At 70.9% G+C, this 17242-nt stretch carries 18 protein-coding genes; 9 read left to right on the top strand and 9 right to left on the bottom strand.

The window, feature by feature from the left end:
• The first annotated feature begins 142 nt into the window (after window positions 1-142).
• Together SACE_RS30905 and rsrA are read left to right on the top strand one after the other, a co-directional pair.
• On the top strand, window positions 143-832 hold the full coding sequence (locus SACE_RS30905) for a sigma-70 family RNA polymerase sigma factor (protein WP_009949679.1): 690 nt from the start codon (window positions 143-145) through the stop codon (window positions 830-832).
• On the top strand, window positions 829-1164 hold the full coding sequence (gene rsrA, locus SACE_RS30900; protein ID WP_009949680.1) for a mycothiol system anti-sigma-R factor: 336 nt from the start codon (window positions 829-831) through the stop codon (window positions 1162-1164). Before SACE_RS30905 ends, rsrA begins: the two co-directional genes overlap by 4 nt.
• Before the next feature lie 86 nt (window positions 1165-1250).
• Here the strand turns inward: rsrA and SACE_RS40310 are convergent, their stop codons facing one another.
• Window positions 1251-1325: a 50S ribosomal protein bL37 gene (locus tag SACE_RS40310; RefSeq protein WP_372448851.1), complete on the bottom strand. Its 75-nt coding sequence runs from the start codon at window positions 1323-1325 to the stop codon at window positions 1251-1253.
• Between the two features lie 201 nt (window positions 1326-1526).
• On the opposite strand from SACE_RS40310, the gene SACE_RS30895 reads away from it, so the two are divergent.
• Both SACE_RS30895 and SACE_RS30890 read left to right on the top strand, forming a co-directional pair.
• Window positions 1527-1751 carry a biotin/lipoyl-binding carrier protein gene (locus SACE_RS30895; RefSeq protein ID WP_009949681.1) on the top strand — a complete coding sequence of 75 codons (225 nt, stop codon included), beginning with the start codon at window positions 1527-1529 and terminating at the stop codon, window positions 1749-1751.
• Window positions 1752-1754: 3 nt separating this feature from the next.
• Window positions 1755-3248 carry a PAS domain-containing sensor histidine kinase gene (locus tag SACE_RS30890; RefSeq protein ID WP_009949682.1) on the top strand — a complete coding sequence of 498 codons (1494 nt, stop codon included), beginning with the start codon at window positions 1755-1757 and terminating at the stop codon, window positions 3246-3248.
• Between the two features lie 245 nt (window positions 3249-3493).
• Here SACE_RS30890 and SACE_RS30885 read toward each other — a convergent pair whose 3' ends face one another.
• Window positions 3494-3748, bottom strand: a complete 255-nt coding sequence (locus tag SACE_RS30885) for a WhiB family transcriptional regulator (RefSeq protein WP_009949684.1) — start codon at window positions 3746-3748, stop codon at window positions 3494-3496.
• Between the two features lie 244 nt (window positions 3749-3992).
• Entirely contained in the window at window positions 3993-4919 is a 927-nt protein-coding gene (locus SACE_RS30880) for a diacylglycerol/lipid kinase family protein (RefSeq protein WP_009949685.1), read from the bottom strand.
• 416 nt (window positions 4920-5335) lie between these two features.
• On the opposite strand from SACE_RS30880, the gene SACE_RS30875 reads away from it, so the two are divergent.
• Entirely contained in the window at window positions 5336-5767 is a 432-nt protein-coding gene (locus SACE_RS30875) for a hypothetical protein (RefSeq protein WP_009949686.1), read from the top strand.
• 123 nt (window positions 5768-5890) lie between these two features.
• Here SACE_RS30875 and SACE_RS30870 read toward each other — a convergent pair whose 3' ends face one another.
• The 5 genes from SACE_RS30870 to sodN all read right to left on the bottom strand — a co-directional run bounded on the left by SACE_RS30870 (window position 5891) and on the right by sodN (window position 9377).
• Entirely contained in the window at window positions 5891-6358 is a 468-nt protein-coding gene (locus SACE_RS30870; protein WP_009949687.1) for a GNAT family N-acetyltransferase, read from the bottom strand.
• A gap of 16 nt (window positions 6359-6374) precedes the next feature.
• Window positions 6375-6977 (bottom strand): acid phosphatase, encoded by a 603-nt coding sequence (locus tag SACE_RS30865; protein WP_009949688.1) that lies wholly within the window; start codon window positions 6975-6977, stop codon window positions 6375-6377.
• A gap of 18 nt (window positions 6978-6995) precedes the next feature.
• A complete protein-coding gene (locus tag SACE_RS30860) occupies window positions 6996-7637 on the bottom strand; it encodes a DJ-1/PfpI family protein (RefSeq protein WP_009949689.1) in 642 nt (213 codons plus the stop codon).
• Between the two features lie 13 nt (window positions 7638-7650).
• Window positions 7651-8646: a GlxA family transcriptional regulator gene (locus SACE_RS30855; RefSeq protein ID WP_044547670.1), complete on the bottom strand. Its 996-nt coding sequence runs from the start codon at window positions 8644-8646 to the stop codon at window positions 7651-7653.
• 323 nt (window positions 8647-8969) lie between these two features.
• Window positions 8970-9377 (bottom strand): superoxide dismutase, Ni, encoded by a 408-nt coding sequence (gene sodN, locus SACE_RS30850; RefSeq protein WP_009949693.1) that lies wholly within the window; start codon window positions 9375-9377, stop codon window positions 8970-8972.
• A 135-nt stretch (window positions 9378-9512) separates the two neighbouring features.
• Here sodN and SACE_RS30845 point away from each other — a divergent pair, with 135 nt between their 5' ends.
• Window positions 9513-9827, top strand: a complete 315-nt coding sequence (locus SACE_RS30845) for a S24 family peptidase (protein ID WP_009949694.1) — start codon at window positions 9513-9515, stop codon at window positions 9825-9827.
• A gap of 92 nt (window positions 9828-9919) precedes the next feature.
• Window positions 9920-11524 (top strand): GMC oxidoreductase, encoded by a 1605-nt coding sequence (locus SACE_RS30840; RefSeq protein ID WP_009949695.1) that lies wholly within the window; start codon window positions 9920-9922, stop codon window positions 11522-11524.
• Window positions 11525-11565: 41 nt separating this feature from the next.
• Here SACE_RS30840 and SACE_RS30835 read toward each other — a convergent pair whose 3' ends face one another.
• Window positions 11566-12171, bottom strand: coding sequence for a dTDP-4-dehydrorhamnose 3,5-epimerase family protein (locus SACE_RS30835; RefSeq protein WP_009949696.1), 606 nt, complete (start codon window positions 12169-12171; stop codon window positions 11566-11568).
• A 650-nt stretch (window positions 12172-12821) separates the two neighbouring features.
• Between SACE_RS30835 and SACE_RS30830 the strand changes: the two genes are divergently transcribed.
• Both SACE_RS30830 and SACE_RS30825 read left to right on the top strand, forming a co-directional pair.
• Window positions 12822-14024 carry an NAD(P)-dependent malic enzyme gene (locus SACE_RS30830; protein WP_009949697.1) on the top strand — a complete coding sequence of 401 codons (1203 nt, stop codon included), beginning with the start codon at window positions 12822-12824 and terminating at the stop codon, window positions 14022-14024.
• 422 nt (window positions 14025-14446) lie between these two features.
• On the top strand, window positions 14447-17236 hold the full coding sequence (locus tag SACE_RS30825) for a sensor domain-containing protein (protein WP_009949699.1): 2790 nt from the start codon (window positions 14447-14449) through the stop codon (window positions 17234-17236).
• The last annotated feature ends 6 nt before the right edge of the window (window positions 17237-17242 follow it).

Below are 17242 nucleotides of genomic sequence, written 5' to 3'. Positions count from 1 at the left end.
ACTCGACCGACCAGGTGCGGAGCCGGTTTCGTCCACGGGTGGGCCCGGAGCGCGCCGCGTATCCTCGAAGCCGAGCCATGCGCAGGACCGCATGGGTTCGTCGCCAGTTGTCACCAAGTCCTGGCGACGGGAAAGGAGCCAGGTGCCTAGCACCCCCCAGCCGCCGAGCAACGCTGGGCAGCTCGACACTGCCGAGGACCAGCGGCCAGGTCAGACGGTTTCCGCGGACGGACAGGTCGAGGAGACCGAGGACGAACGCGCCGCCCGGTTCGAGCGCGACGCGATGCCGCTGCTGGACCAGCTCTACGGTGCGGCGCTGCGGATGACCCGCAACGCACCCGACGCCGAGGACCTGGTGCAGGAGACCTACCTCAAGGCGTACTCGGCGTTCAAGTCCTTCGCCCAGGGAACCAACCTGAAGGCGTGGCTGTACCGGATCCTGACCAACACCTACATCAACGGCTACCGCAAGCGGCAGCGCCAGCCGCAGCAGCAGCCGACCGACGAGATCGCCGACTGGCAGCTCGCGCAGGCGGAGAACCACACCTCCAGCGGCCTGCGCTCCGCCGAGGTGGAAGCGCTGGACCGGCTCCCCGACACCGACGTCAAGAACGCGCTGCAACAGCTCGCCGAAGAGTTCCGCATGGTCGTCTACCTTGCCGATGTCGAAGGCTTCGCGTACAAGGAGATCGCCGAGATCATGGGGACCCCCATCGGCACCGTGATGTCGCGGCTGCACCGCGGCCGCAGGCAACTGCGCGACATGCTCACCGATGTCGCGCGGGACCGCGGGTTCCTGCGGGAGAACAAGCGGGAGGTGAGCACTTCATGAGCAGCGGCGAGCGAGAGCACACCTCTTGCGACGACGTGCTCGCCGAGGTGTGGCTGTTCCTGGACAACGAGTGCGACCGCGAGCGGCGCGCGATCCTGCAGCGCCACCTGGACGACTGCGGGAGCTGTCTGGAGCACTACGGGCTCGAGGAGCACATCAAGGCGCTGCTGCACCGCAAGTGCAGCGGTGAGCACGCACCCAAGGAGCTGCGCGACCGGTTGCGCGCGTCGATCCGCGAGACGGTGCTCAGGCAGGCCGAGGTCACCGTCGAATACGGCCCGGATGGCACCTCCGTGGAAGTGCGCACGAGGAAAACCTCTTCGGCGGAGTAGACGACGCCGATGATCCGGACGCAGGAAGGGCCCCGAACCAGCAGGTTCGGGGCCCTTCCGCGCTTGTCGTGGCGTGAGCGCCGCGGTCAGCTGTTCGGGCGCTTGCCGTGGTTGGCCTTGTTCTTGCGCCGGTCCTTCTTCTTGCGGGCCCGCTTGCCCATGGCAACTCCCTCGGTCTGTGGTCAACGGCTTGTCCCGACCAGCCCGCGCACCGCGTGGACGTCGCAAGGCGTCCGAGCCGACGGCTCGAGCTGGGTCAGCCCGTCAAGTCTGACATGGCCCCACCTGCCGCTCGCCGGTGCCCCGTCACGTGGTTTCCTTGTCTGGGGTCCACCCGGCCCCGCTGTCGAGGAGGGGAACTGATGGCCGAGGCGGAGGAGATCCGCGCTGACGTCGCCGCCGGTGTGAAGGCGGTGCGGGTCGCCGAGGGCGACCGCGTCAGCGGTGGGGACGCCTTGGTCGTGCTCGAGTCCATGAAGACCGAGATCCCCGTCCTCACCCAAGCGGCAGGCGTCGTGAGCCGGCTGGTCGTTCGGCCCGGCGACGCCGTGCAGGAAGGCGACCTCATCGCCGTCGTCGAGGGATGATCTTTGTCGACGCTCAGTGACCTGCTCGCCGAGCACACCGGTCTGTCCGGGGCCGCGGCCGACCACCTGCAGCTCGTGGTGGCCGAGTGGCAGCTGCTCTCCGACCTGTCCTTCGCGGACTTCCTGATGTGGGTGCCGATCGGCCCGCCGGACGCGGCCGAGTCGCGCTTCCTGTGCGTGGCGCAGGCCCGTCCGACGACGGCGCCGACGGCACACCCGGAGGACGTGGTCGGCAGCGAGGTGACCCAGGACGAGCACCCGCAGCTGCGGCGGGCGGCCGTGGAGGGCCGGATCTGCCGCGAGGAGGACCCGCGCTGGCACCTCGGGGTGCCGGTGCGGCGGGAGACGATCCCGGTCAAGCTCGGCCGGGAAATCGTCGCGGTGCTCAGCCGCGACACCAACCTCGCGGTGCCGCGGGTGCCGAGCCCGCTGGAGATCTCCTACCTGGGCAGCGCGGCCGACCTGTGCCAGATGGTCGCCGACGGCACGTTCCCGACCCCGGAGCCCTCGCCCGACGTGCACACCAGTCCGCGCGTCGGAGACGGCCTGATCCGCCTGGACGCCTCCGGCTCGGTCGTGTTCGCCAGCCCGAACGCCCTGTCGGCCTACCACCGGATGGGCCACGCGTCGGACCTGGTCGGCGCCCAGCTGGCGCCGCTGACCCGGTCGCTGCTGACCGATCCGTTCGACGCCGACGAGGTGTCGCAGCGCATCCGGCGCGCGAACGGCGGACAGCCCAGCATGCGGATGGAGGCCGACGCCAGGGGCGCCACCGTGCTGTTCCGGGCGCTGCCGCTGCACCCTCGCGGCCAGCAGGCGGGTGCGCTGGTGCTGGTGCGCGACGTCACCGAGGTCAAGCGGCGGGACCGGGCGCTGCTGTCGAAGGACGCGACGATCCGGGAGATCCACCACCGCGTCAAGAACAACCTGCAGACGGTGGCGGCGCTGCTGCGCCTGCAGTCGCGGCGCACCGGAAATTCCGAGGCGCGGCTCGCGCTGGAGGAGTCGGTGCGGCGGGTCACCTCGATCGCGCTGGTGCACGAGACGCTGTCGATGTCGGTGGACGAGCGGGTCGACCTCGACGACGTCGTGGACCGGGTGATCCCGATGATGAGCGATGTCGCGGCCGCCGAGACCGGGGTGAAGGTCCGCCGGGACGGCCGGTTCGGCGTGGTGTCGGCGGAACTGGCGACACCGCTGGTCATGGTGCTGACCGAGCTGGTGCAGAACGCTTTCGAGCACGCCTTCCCGGAAGGGCAGGGCGGAGAGGTCGTGGTGCAGGCGGAGCGTTCGGCGCGCTGGCTGGACGTCGTCATCTCCGATGACGGTCGCGGCCTGCCGAAGGGCTTCTCCCTCGAGCGCGCCGAACGCCTCGGCCTGCAGATCGTGCGGACCCTCGTGGAGTCGGAGCTACGAGGATCGTTGAGCTTGCGTGGTCGGGGGCGTCAACGCGGAACCGAAGCCGTGCTGAGGGTTCCGCTGAAGTACCGCCGCTGACCGGCGCGTGCGTCGATGTCCGTTGGCACGTCCATGCGGGGTGACGTGCCGGTGGCCGATCCGTCGGTGCGCACCGGGCTCGCTGTTCGCGAGGCGGGCGCGGCCGACATCAACGCTGATCGACCTGGCTTCTTCTCGTCGGGGTTCGTTCTTGTACGCGACAGCCGCAGTGGGCGGGGCCGGAGCACGAGGGTCGGCCAGTGGACCGTGGCCGACCCGTTACGCTTCCAGCGGGACGCGCTACCTCAGGCGTTGGTGCGGGCCCGGGTGCGGGAGTTGCGCCGCTTGAGCGCACGCCGCTCGTCCTCGCTCATGCCGCCCCAGACACCGGCGTCCTGGCCGCTCTCCAGAGCCCAGGCCAGGCACTCGGAGGCAACCGGGCAGCGCCGGCAAACGGCTTTCGCCTCGGCGATCTGCAGGAGCGCAGGACCGCTGTTCCCTACGGGGAAGAACAGTTCCGGGTCCTCGTCACGGCAAACCGCATCGTGGCGCCAGTCCATCGTTCCTTGCTCCTCGCTAGGCACGCCCGTGCGTGCCGATAGTTTCGTTCGGGGTGTTTGTGAATGCTTTCACGGAGTCCGTGTGCTTGTGAATGCTTTCACGAACTGCCGTGATGTCAAGGGTTCGATCTCCAGCGGTGAGGGAACTCACCTGAAAGATCGATAGGTCTTGACCTGGGGTTTCGGTTGATCATCGGCAGCGGACGGGGCCACGCGCCGACGACGACCACCCGTTACGAGAAAGTTATACGGCGACACGCAGGGCGTCGGGCACCGAGGTGAACTCGATGACCGAGCGTTCGCCCAGGTTGTCGCCGTCCACCTGCAGGCGCAACGGCTCCTGACAGGTTACGTGCAGACGCCCCACGTCCGCACGCCGAAATGAGTTTCTACCGTGTGGTTTCGCTCTACCGCGCAGCATCTGCGCTACATGATGTAACACAGAGTAAGCATCCATGCTGCGCAGCGAGAAGACGCCGAGACCGGTGTCGAAGGATGTTTCCGGGTTCATCCGCACGGGGCGCGGGCCCAGGTAGGTCCACGGATCGGTGTTGGTGACGAACGCCGTGTGCAGGCCGGTCACCGGCTCCTCGTCGTCGGCCCGCACGCTGATCAGCGGCTTGTGCCGGGCGACGCGGAAGTAGCAGGCCAGGGCGATGCGCGCGTACAGGGCGGGGCTGACCTCCCGCCCGCCGGCGCGCAACCGCTCGACCTCGGCGACGACGTCGGCGTCCCACCCGACGCCCGCGTTGAAGGTGAACCAGCGGTCGTTGGCGCGGCCCAGCCCGACGCGGCGCCCGCTGCCCGTCTCCACGGCGCGCAGCAGCCGGTGTGTGGCCTCGACCGGGTCCTTCGGCAGCCCGAGGGCCCTGGCGAAGACGTTGGCCGACCCGCCGGGCACCACGCCCAGCGTCGGCATCGGCGCGGTGCCCGCGGGCGCCGCCGAGAACATGCCGTTGACCACTTCGTTCACGGTGCCGTCGCCGCCGTGCGCGATCACCAGGTCCACGCCTTCGACCACCGCCGCGCGCGCCGCGTCGGCGGCGTGGCCGCGGTAGCGGGTCTCGACGACGTCGAGCTTCAGCGTGCTGGCCAGCGCGTGCGCCAGCACATCCCGGCCCGCCGCGGTGGTCGAGGTCGCCTGCGGGTTGACGACGAGAACGGCACGCACACCCGAAGCCTAGGTGACACCTCGACGGGCGACGCGTCCGCGTCCGCGTGATTGCTTGCTACCGGCGGACCCCCTTCCGTCCGCTGCGGTACGACCTCGCCGGGCCGGGCCCGGCTGCGGTGGCTGCGGCGGGCTGAGACACCGGCCACCGGTGCGCCTCGCCGTCGACTACCACCCGGGGCCGATCCGATGCAGGTGCGCAACCCCGGAACGCACCTGGCGTGGACGGATCGGCGTCGGCCGGGCTCGTGGCGGAACGCGCGGGCACCCCGTGACCCTCGACCGCCGCACCAGCCATAGGTCCGATCATTGCTCCCCGACCCCGCGACGGCCATGCGACGTTCGGGCGGTATTACCATCGTGGGCGTACACGTAGAGTCACCGAACTTTTTTCCTGCCGAAAGGGCGATGGCGTCGTGCCGACCGAAGCTGCCCCGCGATCCGTCCGCATCGCCGGCGTCATCACCACCCTGCAGGCGGTGGCCGGACTCGTCTTCGCCACCGCGCTGGTGGTCCGCGGCGCGGCCGTGGACCTCGGCGGCGTTGGTGAGCTGGACCGCCGCTCGACCTACGGCGAGGCGGGGTACTACACCGTGCTGTCGGCCGCGGTGCTCGCGGCGGGCATCGGGCTCGTGCGGGGCAAGCACTGGGCCCGCACCCCGGCGATGCTGCTGCAGCTCCTGCTGCTCGGCGCCGCCTGGTATGCGATCGGGCCGTCCGGGCAGCCGCTGATCGGCTTCGCGATCGCCGCCCCGTCCGTCGCGGTCCTGTGCTTCATGTTCAACCGCGAGGGCCGGGAGTGGGCGTTCTACTCCAGGCCCGCCCCGGACGCCGACCGCGAGAGCTGACCTCCGGACGCACGACGTGGCGCCGGACGGCCGGTGCGTTCCTCGTGCCCGTGGCCCAGGGCCGCTGAGGCCGCCGCTGCGACGCGGACGGTCCGCACGCCGTTGGCCCGACCGGACCCTTGCTCAGCCCGCGAACGAGACCAGCGCGTCGTCGGTCAGCCGGAAGACGGTCCACTCGTCCATCGGGACGGCTCCGGCGGCCTTGTAGAAGTTGATCGACGGCTCGTTCCAGTCGAGCACCGACCACTCCAGGCGCGCGTAGCCGCGGGCCACGCACTCCTGCGCCAGGGTCTGCAGCAGCGCCTTGCCCAGCCCCAGGCCGCGGTGCTCCGGGCGGACGTAGAGGTCCTCCAGGTAGATGCCGTGCACGCCGCGCCAGGTCGAGAAGTTCAGGAACCACACCGCGAAGCCGCCGATCGCCCCGTCCACTTCGGCGACGTGGCCGAAGACGGCGGGCGACGGGCCGAACAGCGCCTCGCGCAGCTGTCCCTCGGTGAGATGGCACTCGTGCTCGGCGCGCTCGTAGCGGGCCAGGTCGTGGACGAGCTCGACCACTGCGGGCACGTCGGTCTCGGTCACCCTGCGGATCATGTTCCGGCTACCTCCCTCAGTCGCCGGAATCCTGCCACGCGGGGATGTTGGAGCGGACGACCTGGGGCGCGCCCCGCTCGTGGCCGAGGACCGTGACGCCCGCGGGGTCGAGGGCGAAGCCGACGCCCGAGGTGACCGGCAGCCCGAGCCAGCGGGCGACGAGCGAGCGGCTGAAGTGGCCGTGGCCGACCAGCACCACGTCGGACTCGGCGTGGCGGACCCGCGCCAGGACCTTGTCCGCGCGGGCCGCGACGTCGTCGGCGGACTCGCCGCCCGGGCAGGAATGCGTCCACACCGTCCAGCCCGGCACGCTCTCGCGGATCTGCGGCGTGGTCAGGCCCTCGAAGTCGCCGTAGTCCCACTCGGCCAGCAGCGGCTCGGTGGCGGCGCCGCGCAGCCCGGCGAGCTCGGCGGTGCGCCGGGCGCGCTCACGCGGGCTGGTCAGCACCAGCGCGGGCATGACCAGCCCCAGCCAGGCCAGGGTGCGGCCGGCGCGGCGGGCCAGCCGCTCGCCGTTGGCGGTGAGCGGGATGTCGGTGCGGCCGGTGTGCCTGCCGTTGCCCGACCACTCCGTCTCGCCGTGCCGCAGGAGGTAGACGCGGTGCTCAGGACGTGTCACGTCGTGAGCGTAGCCGCGTCAGAGCGCGTTCACCGCCGCGTGCAGGGCCGTGACCATCTCCGCCGGGGCCTTGTCGGGCGACCCGGTGTCGAACGGCGGCTGCGGGTCGTACTCGAGGCCCAGGGTGATGCGCTGCGCGGCTTCCTCGCCCCAGACCCGCGCGACCAGCCGCAGCGCCATGTCGATGCCCGCCGACACGCCGGCCGCGCTGACCACGTCGCCGTCGAAGACGACGCGGTCGGTGCTCACCTCGACACCGAGGCCGGCGAGCACATCGCGGCAGGCCCAGTGGGTCGTCGCGGTCCGCCCGGCCAGGACGCCGGCCTTGGCGAGCAGCGTGGAGCCGGTGCACACCGACGTCGTCCACGACGTGGTCGGGTGCACGGCGGCCAGCCAGCCGATCAGGTCGCGAGCCTCGAGGGCGTTGCGCCACCCGGATCCGCCGGGCACCACGACGATGCCGGGGCGGGTCAGCTCGGCGAAGGTGGTGGTCGGCTGGACCGTCAGGCCGTTGTCGGCGCGGACCGGTTCGCGCGTCGCGGCCACGAAGTGGCCGGTGGCCGACGGTACGGCGGAAAGCACCTCGTAGGGGCCTACGAGGTCGAGCGCGGTCATGTTCTCGTAGAGCACGAACGCGATGTCGGTCTTCTGCTCGGTCATCTCGGTCTTCCTCTCAACTGGCGGTCCGGAAGCGGTCCCGGTAAGCGGCCGGCGGCACCCCGAGCTCGCGCAGGAACGCGCGGCGCATGCTCTCGGCGCTGCCGAAGCCGCACCGGCGGGCCACGCCGCGGTGGCCGGCCTCGAGCAGGGAGCGCGCGGCCTCGACCCGGGCCCGTTCGACGTAGCGGCCGGGGCTGGTGCCGACCTCGCGGGTGAACAGGCGGCTGAAGTGGCGGGGGCTCATCGACATCCGCCGCGCCATGGCGGTGATGCTCAGGTCTCCCGCGGGGTGGGCGGCGATGTCGCCGAGCAGCTCGCGAAGAGCCTCGTCGCGTACCGGGCGGCTCTGGTTCCAGATGCTGAACTGCGACTGCCCGCCAGGGCGCTGCAGGAACACCACCAGCCACTTCGCGACGGTGCGCGCGACATCGGCGCCGTGGTCGTCCTCGACCATCGCCAGGGCGAGGTCGATACCGGCCGTCACGCCGGCGGCGGTCAGCATCGGGGCGTCGCGGACGTAGATCGAGTCCGGCAGCACGGTGACGTCCTCATAGGTCCGCGCCAGCTCGGCGCAGTACGCCCAGTGCGTGGTGGCGCTGCGGCCGCGCAGCAGTCCCGCTTCGGCGAGGAGGAAGGCCCCGGTGCACACGGAGGCGACGCGACGCGCTCCGCCTGCCAGCCTGCGGACGTGGTCGACGACCTCGGGATCGCCGACCGCGTCGGCGAATCCCGTGCCGCCCGCGATGACGAGCGTGTCGGGGCGCAGCGCGGTGTCGGCCAGGTCGGCGTCCGCGCCCAGGCGGACGCCGGAGCCCGCCCGCACGGTCCGGCCGCCGGGGGAGACCACTCGGACCCGGTACCCGCCTCCGGTCGCCCGTGCAGCGCCGTCGAAGACCTCGACGGGGCCGGCAACGTCGAGTAGCTGGACCCCGTCGTAGACCACCACAACAACGTCGTGACTGCTCACGACACCAAGAATGGTGAGCGGCCGGGATGGCAGCAATGACATGCTGCCCTCGGATCAGGACATGTCACTGCCGTGGTGGGTCGGCAGTGCCTCCGGTCAACGTCCCCAGCTTCCCGGCGATCTCGTATCCGTCGCCTCCCCGGCGCAGGGAACCGCCACAACCGGTCGATCTTCACACGGCCCAGCGGCCTTTGCGAAAGCCTTCCTGCCGCATGCGAACCCGGCCGGCCGCCAGAGGCGGAGGTCCTGCCCGTCCACAGTGGTCGATTTCAGGTCGTCCGAAGGCCGCCGGCCACAAGACGAAAAAGACGCCGACCAACGGGAACGTGTTTCCGCTGGTCGGCGTCCTTTGTGACCGGATGGCCTCAGCCCTGCTTGGTCTCCCAGAAGATCTTGTCGATCTCGGCGATGTAGTCCAGCAGCTCCTGGCCCTTGGCCGGGTCCATCGAACCCTTGGTGCCGGTGGCGCCGGCGGCCTTGGTGGCCTTGTTGACCAGTTCGTGCAGCTGCGGGTACTTCTCGAAGTGCGGCGGCTTGAAGTAGTCCGTCCACAGCACCCACAGGTGGTGCTTGACCAGCTCGGACCGCTGCTCGGCGATCAGGATCGCGCGGGTGCGGAACTCCTGGTCCTCGTTGGCCTGGTACTTCTCCTGGATAGCCTTTACGGACTCAGCCTCGATCCGGGCCTGAGCCGGGTCGTAAACGCCGCACGGCAGATCGCAGTGCGCGGTCGCCTCAAGACGCGGGCTGAGGATTCGCGACAGTAGCCGCATCATTCCTCCCTGACAGTGAATGCTCCGACAGCACGGACCCTACCGGATACCCGCCTCGCGTTCTCCTTGTCGTGCCCGCCATGGATCTTGTTCCCGCGACGTGGACCGCGGCACCGGAGGGGCAGGATGGGAGCCGTGGTGGTTCTGGGCCGATGGCCGTGGCGACGCCTGCTGGTGCGCGGGCCCTCGATGGTGCCGACGTTGCGCGACCGCGACGTCGTGTTGCTGCGGTTGCGCGCCCGCCCGCGGGCCGGCGCGGTGGTGCTGGTGCGCTGGGAGCGACGTCCCGGCCAGCTCTCGGTGAAGCGCGCGGTGCGGCCAGACGGCGGTGGCTGGCACGTCGAGGGCGACAACGCCTTCGGTTCGACCGACTCGCGTGATCTGGGGCCCGCCGAGGTGCTGGGAGTGGTCGGCTGGCGGCTGTGGCCGCGGCCCGGGCGGATACGGTGAGTGATACACGTTCACTCAGGTTTACAACGTTTACGTGAAAATCCTTCGCGCCCGTTGGGTGCGGGCCGCGGCGCAACGCATGATCACCTGCCATGACCAGTTCGGTGACCCGCAGGCGTTTCCTCGGCATGGCCGCGATGCAGTCCGCGGCGGTACTCGGTCTGGGCGCGGTCTCCCTCGGCCGCGCCGATGCCGCCGAGCGTCCCTTCGTACCGGCAGTGGTGGTCGGTTCGGGCTACGGTTCGGCCGCTACCGCGCTGCGGCTCGGCGAAGCGGGCGTGTCCACGCTGGTGCTGGAGATGGGCAGGTTGTGGGACCGGGCGGGCGAGGACGGCGCCATCTTCTGCTCGATGCTCCAGCCGGACCACCGCGCGATGTGGTTCAAGGCCCGCACCGAAGCGCCGCTGTCGTCGTTGCTCTGGATGGACCTGGTCAACCGCGACATCAAGCCCTTCGCCGGCGTGCTCGACCGCGTGCACCACGGCGACATGTCGGTCTACGTGGGACGCGGTGTCGGCGGCGGCTCGCTGGTCAACGGCGGCATGGCCGTCACGCCCAGGCGCGGCTACTTCGAGGAGGTCCTGCCGCGGGTGGACGCCGGCGAGATGTACGGCAGGTTCTTCCCGCTGGCCAACCGGATGCTCGGGGTGAACACCGTCGACCGGACGTGGTTCGAGGAGTGCGAGTCCTACCGGTATGCGCGGGTCTCGCGCGGCCACGCCCAGCGCGCGGGGCTGCGGACCACGTTCGTGCCCAACGTCTACGACTTCGGCTACATGCGGCGCGAGGAGCGTGGCGAGGTGCCGAAGTCCGCGCTGTCCTCGGAGGTCATCTACGGCAACAACCACGGCAAGCGCAGCCTGGACCGCTCCTACCTGCCCGCCGCGGTCGGCACCGGCAACGTGACGATCCAGAGCCTGCACCGCGTCCGGTCCTTCCGCCAGGAACCGGATGGCACCTACGTGCTGACCGTCGAGCGGATCGACGAGCTCGGGAACATGCTCGGCACCACCGAGATCGGCTGCCGCTGGTTGTTCCTCGGCGCGGGAAGCATGGGCACGACCGAACTCCTCCTGCGGGCGCGGGAAACCGGCGTGCTGCCGCGGCTGGACGACTCCGTCGGCCACGGCTGGGGCACCAACGGCAACGTGATGCTCGGCCGTGCGCTGCACTCCTGGGACCGCACCGGCTCGGTGCAGTCGGGCATGCCGGCGCTGGGCATCGACAACTGGGACGACCCCGTGCACCCGGTGTTCGCCGAGATCGCGCCGCTGCCAGCCGGGCTCGAACTGCTGACCAGCCTTTCGCTGGCCATCACGCGGAATCCCGAACGCGGCAGCTTCAGCTACGACCCGGCCGCCGACGCCGCGCGCCTGCACTGGTCGGCTTCGCAGGGCAAGCCGTCGGTCGAGGCGGCCAAGGCGCTGTTCGACCCGATCAACCGGGCCAACGGCACGGTCTACCGGCACGACCTGTTCGGCGACAGCCGCGCATTCGAGGACCGGTTCACCTACCACCCGCTGGGCGGCTGCGTGCTGGGCGAGGCGACCGACGACTTCGGGCGGGTGCGGGGATACCGCAACCTCTACGTCACCGACGGCTCGCTCATCCCGGGATCGACCGGCGTGAACCCGTTCGTCACGATCACCGCGCTCGCCGAACGCAACATCGACCGGGTGCTGTCCGAGGACTTCTGAGCGCCGCGGGCGGGGCGGCACGGGATCCCCGCCCGCACGTCCTACTCGCTGCGCAGCTTCTCGTAGTGGGCCAGGCAGTCTCGGTAGTCGGGCAGCAGACCGGACGCGGCGGCCTCGGCCAGGCCCGGGGCGTCGCGGTCCTTGTCGGACAGGATCGGCTCGCCGTCGAGGTCGCCCCACGGCAGGCCGAGGTCGGGGTCCAGCGGGTTGATGCCGTGCTCGGCGGACGGGTTGTACGGCGTCGAGCAGAAGTAGGCCACCGCCGTGTCGTCGGTCAGCGCCGCGAACGCGTGGCCGAGACCTTCGGCCAGGTAGACGGCGCGGTACTCGGCGGAGTCCAGGCGCACGGCCTCCCAGCGCCCGAAGGTCGGGGAGCCCACGCGGATGTCGATCACGAAGTCCAGCATGGCGCCCTGCGCGCAGTAGATGTACTTCGCCTGGCCCGGTGGCACATCCGAGAAGTGCACACCGCGCACCACGTTGCGCGCCGAGACGCTGTGGTTGGTCTGGGCGACCCGCAGCGCGTGCCCGGTGGCCTCGACGAACGCGGCTTCCTGGTAGGGCGCCACGAACAGCCCGCGGTGGTCGGGGAACGACCTGGGGCTGAACTCGAACGCGCCGGTGATCTCAAGTTGACGTGCCTGCACGGTCGAAAAGCCTATGGTCGGTGCTTCGGCGCGGGCGCAGGCGGGTTGGCGCTGCGCGACATGTCCGGATGCCAGGTCCCGCGCCGGTGATCGCCGGTGATCGGCGACGCACTGGGCCACGCGGGTGATGGTGGCCGCCGAGTTTTTCCGACATTTCGGGCGCCAGATCAAGAACTACGCGATGGATTTCCGTTTGCGTCAAGTTCGACGGCGTGTTCTTGGTAAATCGCTGCGACAGGACGAGAATTTTTCGGTATCACTAAAGGGCCGGTTCGGATGATCCCGACACCGCGCACGGGAATTCGGTCCGGGTGCTCGCGGGTTGATCCCGGCAAGGACGCCGGGCATCACGCGCGGGACACCATCGGCCGCGCAGGCCTCACAGCCAGATTGACAAAATGTTGAAGAGGCTGGTGGGATGTGATCCCGATCGCTGACAGTGGCAGGACCACCTGCCACACTGGCCGGACCGCAGCGTCCACCGAGCCGCTGTCCGCACCAGGACGGCCGGAACCGGTAGTTCGAGACGCCCGCCCGCTCGGTACCGCCCGAGCCTGCCGGGGTCTTCGCCCGGGCGGCAGCTCGCCGCCCATTCGCCAGGAACGGAGCCCCGACTCCGCGCCTCAGGCCATGGCAACAGGAGGGACGCCGTGACCACCGTGAACGACCGCACCGCGAGCAGCGGGACCGGGTCGGACCTGACCGACCAGGAGATCTTCCAGGCCCACGAGGGGGGCAAGCTCGGCGTCGGCGTGACCGCACCGCTGACCAGCGCCCGCGACCTCTCGATCGCCTACACCCCCGGGGTGGCCAAGGTGAGCCGCGCCATCGCCGCCGACGCCTCGCTCGCCGACCGCTACACCTGGACCCAGCAACTCGTCGCGGTGGTCAGCGACGGCACCGCGGTGCTCGGCCTCGGCGACATCGGCCCCCGGGCCTCGCTGCCGGTCATGGAGGGCAAGTCCGCGCTGTTCAAGGAGTTCGGCGGGCTCAACTCGATCCCGCTGGTGCTCGACACCACCGACGTCGACGAGATCGTGGAGACCCTGGTCCGGCTGCGCCCGTCGTTCGGCGCGGTGAACCTGGAGGACATCGCCGCGCCGCGCTGCTTCGAGCTGGAGCGGCGGCTGGTCGAGGCGCTGGACTGCCCGGTCATGCACGACGACCAGCACGGCACCGCCGTGGTGACGCTGGCGGCGCTGACCAACGCCGCCAAGGTCGTCGGCCGCGAGCTCGGCTCGCTGCGGGTCGTCATCGCCGGTGCCGGCGCGGCCGGTGTGGCGTGCGCGAAGATCCTGCACACCGCCGGGGTCGGCGAGATCATCGTGACCGACTCGCGCGGGGTCATCCACGAGGGCCGCGACAACCTCACCCCGATCAAGCAGGAGCTGCTCGGCTACACCAACCCGCGCGGCGTGACCGGTGCGCTGGCCGACGCCATCAAGGGCGCCGACGTGCTGGTCGGGGTCTCCGGCGGCAAGATCTCCGAGGAGGAGATCAGCACGATGGCCGAGGGCGCGATCGTGTTCGCGCTGTCCAACCCCGACCCCGAGATCCTGCCCGACGTGGCCGCCAGGCACGCCTCGGTCGTGGCCACCGGCCGCAGCGACTTCCCGAACCAGATCAACAACGTGCTGGCGTTCCCGGGCATCTTCCGGGGTGCGCTGGAGGCGGGCTCGCGGATGATCACCGACCGGATGAAGGTCGCGGCGGCGGAGGCGATCGCCGCGGTCGCCGCCGACGACCTCTCGGCCGACCACATCGTCCCCAGCCCGCTGGACCCGCGGGTCGCTCCCGAGGTCACCGCCGCGGTGGCGCGGGCGGCGCGCGAGGACGGCGTCGCTCCGAGCTGACCGGCCGCGCGCGGAGGGTGCCCGCAATCCGCGTTGACCTGTACGGGCGATAGGCAGGGCCGAAGTGTTCACCTGAAGTGGTGAGACTTCGGCCCTGTCGCCTGCCTGGCGGCGGTTGAAACGGGGTGACCTGGCAACCGTTTTTCCCTTTCGGCGTCATCATTGCGAGTGCGGTTAGTCACCCAGTAGGGCACAGACAACCGTCGGAACGTGTCCGGAAGGTAGCCACACGTGAGTTGCGCTGCACCGTGGCATGGCCGACTGGTCCATGCCGGTAAGGTCAGCTCCGGAGTTCGCTGTGGTTCCGGTCACTCGTTCGCGGCGTGCTGGCGCGAGTCGGTGGTGTGCCCGCGGAACGCGGCCGCTACGCAGGAGGGGTGCTGTTGACCGATCGGAGCGAAAGGATCCGACGTGCCTCCGGTGTGCTCGACGTCGACGGTGGACTCGAATGGGAGGCCGAGGCGCTGGTGATGCCCGCCGCCCCCGCGCTGCTCACCGATGCCGGGGGCGTCGTGGTGCGGGCGACCGGTCAGGCCGTGCGGCTGGCGGGGGAGACCACCTCGGCCGCGCTGATCGGCCGCAGGCTCACCGACCTGGTCGTCGGCGACGGCCCCGTCGCCAAGCTCAAGGGCCGCGACGGCGAGGTGTCGGTCCGTCCGGTGAGCTGGCCGCACGAGGAGGACGAACGGCTGCGCGTGACCGTGCTGGTCGACGTCTCGGACCTGGTGGCGGCCGATCCCACCCCGCAGTCCGGTGCCCCGGCCAACGACGAGCGCACCCGGCTGATCGACGCGCAGCGGATGGCCAAGGTCGGCAGCTGGATCTACTACCCCGGCACCGGTGAGTTCTACCGCAGCCCCGTGCTGGAGGAGCTGTTCGCCGCCTCCGGAGCCGCCGACACCGGCAACCCCGCCGACCTGGTCGACGCCGTGCACCCGGAGGACCGGCAGAAGGCCGAGGACTTCGAACGGCAGATCCGCCGGATCCCCGAGGGCAGCCTGATCGAGGTCGAGCTGCGCGACCGCGGCGGCAGCCGCGTCTACCTGTGCACCGCCCGCGCCGAGTACGGCGGCGACGGCAGGCTGGAGCGGCTGCAGGGCACCGTCCAGGACGTCACCGAGCACCGCTACCTGGAGCGCAGGCTCCGCGACGAGCGCCGCAAGCTGCACGACGCGCAGCGCGTCGCCCGGCTGGGCACCTGGGAGTGGGATCCGGCCACCGACAACATCCGCCTCTCCGAGATGCTGCACGAGATCATCGGCAAGAGCTCGGAGACGGTGATCTCCTTCGAGTCCTACGTCGCCGCGGTCCACCCCGACGACCGGGTGTGGGTGCGCAACGCGTGGCGCCCGCTGGTCGAGGAGCACGACCCGATCGAGGTCGAGCACCGCTACCTGCGCGGCGACGGCGCGGTGCGCATCCTGCGCATGCACGGCACCGCGGTCCGCGACGCCGACGGCAGGACGCTGCTGGTCGGCACGGCGCAGGACGTCACCGAGCAGCGCACCGCGGTGACCCGCATGGAGCGGTCCAGCCAGCGCTTCACCGATCTGGTCGCGGTCACCCCGGTGGGCATCGGGCTGTTCGACCAGGCCGAGCGGCTGGTCGACGCCAACGACGCGCTGTGCGACCTGCTCGGCTACCGGCTCGACCAGCTGCGCGGCATGACCGCGCAGGACATGACCCACCCCGACGAGGACGGGATGCGGCTGCAGACCGCCTCGCACCAGGGCGGTCGCGGCAGCGGCCGCCGCAAGGTCCCGCAGCGGCTGCTGATCCGCTCCGACGGGGAGCCGGTGTACTGCGAGCTGCACGTCGCGCTGTCGGTGCAGGACGACGGGACCCGGTTCTGGCTGGTGGTGTTCCAGGACATCACCGAGCGCCGCCGCGCCGCTGAGGCGCTGCGCTACCAGGCCACCCACGACGACCTGACCGGGCTGCCGAACCGCGCTGCGGTCAAGGACCTGCTGGGCCACCTGCTCGGGCGCGCGGACTCCGCCGAGGGCGTGGCAGTGCTGTTCTGCGACATCGACAACTTCAAGCGGGTAAACGATTCGCTGGGCCACGACGCCGGTGACGAGCTGCTGGTCGCGCTGGCCAGGCGGCTGGAGGGCGGGCTGCCCGACGGCTGCACCGCGGCGCGGCTGTCCGGCGACGAGTTCGTGATCATCTGCCGCGACATCGGCACCGTCGGCGGGGTCGACCAGCTCGCCACCCGCGTGGCCGGCCTGCTGCGCACCGCGGTGCCGGTGCACGGCCAGCTCATCCGGGTGTCGGCCTCCATCGGTGCCGCCGTGCCCAACGGCAGCGGCGCGGGCGGCGAGGACCTGCTGCGGTTCGCCGACGCGGCGATGTTCGAGGCCAAGCGGCGCGGCGCGGGCAAGGTGTCGCTGGCCAGCCCGGCGCTGATGGCATCGGCGGACCGCCAGCTGCACCTGGAGGGACAGCTGCGCGACGCGCTGAACAACGACGGGCTGACCCTGTACTACCAGCCGGTGGTGAGCTCGGACGGCTCGATCGTCACCGCCGAGGCGCTGGTGCGCTGGCCGCACCCGGACCGGGGGCTGCTCAGCCCCGACGCGTTCCTGCCGGTCGCCGAGCAGGGCGACCTGCTGCGCGAGCTGGACCGCTGGGTCCTGCGCACCGCGCTGAAGGAGGCGGCGAGCTGGCCGAGCTCCAACGGCAGGCAGGTCGGCGTCGCGGTGAACCTGGCGGGACTGGTGCCGGGCGGACCGGACTTCGTCGACACCGTGGCCGACGTGGTCGCCGACGTCGGCATCGACTGGCACCGGGTGATCCTGGAGCTGGTGGAGACCGCGCTGGTGGACCTGCCGTCGCGGACCAGGCACGCGATGGGCGAGCTGGTCCAGCGGGGCGTGCGCTTCGCCGTCGACGACTTCGGCACCGGCTACTCCTCGCTGGCCCGCCTCAAGGACCTGCCCGCGCAGATCATCAAGGTCGACCGCCGCTTCGTCTCCGGCGTCGGCGGCGACGCGTCGGACTTCGCGGTCGCGCGGGCGGTCGTCGACATGGCGCGGGCGATGGGCAGGCAGTGCGTCGCCGAGGGCGTGGAGACCGCGACGCAGTTCCACGTGCTGTGCGGGGTCGGTGTCGACGCCTACCAGGGCTGGCTGTTCTCGCGGCCGATACCGGCGCGGGAGTTCCGCACCATCCTGTCGATGGGACCGCTGCACGTGCCGCGCAGCAGCTGAAACGTC

The organism is Saccharopolyspora erythraea NRRL 2338 (assembly GCF_000062885.1).
In the GTDB taxonomy this organism is placed as follows: domain Bacteria; phylum Actinomycetota; class Actinomycetes; order Mycobacteriales; family Pseudonocardiaceae; genus Saccharopolyspora_D; species Saccharopolyspora_D erythraea.
This window is presented reverse-complemented; position numbering and strand designations above follow the sequence as displayed.

Coding starts and splice junctions, on each gene's coding strand:
- sodN (WP_009949693.1), bottom strand. CDS start 9,377: ATGCGGCTACTGTCGCGAATCCTCAGCCCGCGTCTTGAGGCGACCGCG.
- SACE_RS30895 (WP_009949681.1), top strand. CDS start 1,527: ATGGCCGAGGCGGAGGAGATCCGCGCTGACGTCGCCGCCGGTGTGAAG.
- SACE_RS30840 (WP_009949695.1), top strand. CDS start 9,920: ATGACCAGTTCGGTGACCCGCAGGCGTTTCCTCGGCATGGCCGCGATG.
- SACE_RS30855 (WP_044547670.1), bottom strand. CDS start 8,646: ATGTCATTGCTGCCATCCCGGCCGCTCACCATTCTTGGTGTCGTGAGC.
- SACE_RS30870 (WP_009949687.1), bottom strand. CDS start 6,358: ATGATCCGCAGGGTGACCGAGACCGACGTGCCCGCAGTGGTCGAGCTC.
- SACE_RS30885 (WP_009949684.1), bottom strand. CDS start 3,748: ATGGACTGGCGCCACGATGCGGTTTGCCGTGACGAGGACCCGGAACTG.
- SACE_RS30860 (WP_009949689.1), bottom strand. CDS start 7,637: ATGACCGAGCAGAAGACCGACATCGCGTTCGTGCTCTACGAGAACATG.
- rsrA (WP_009949680.1), top strand. CDS start 829: ATGAGCAGCGGCGAGCGAGAGCACACCTCTTGCGACGACGTGCTCGCC.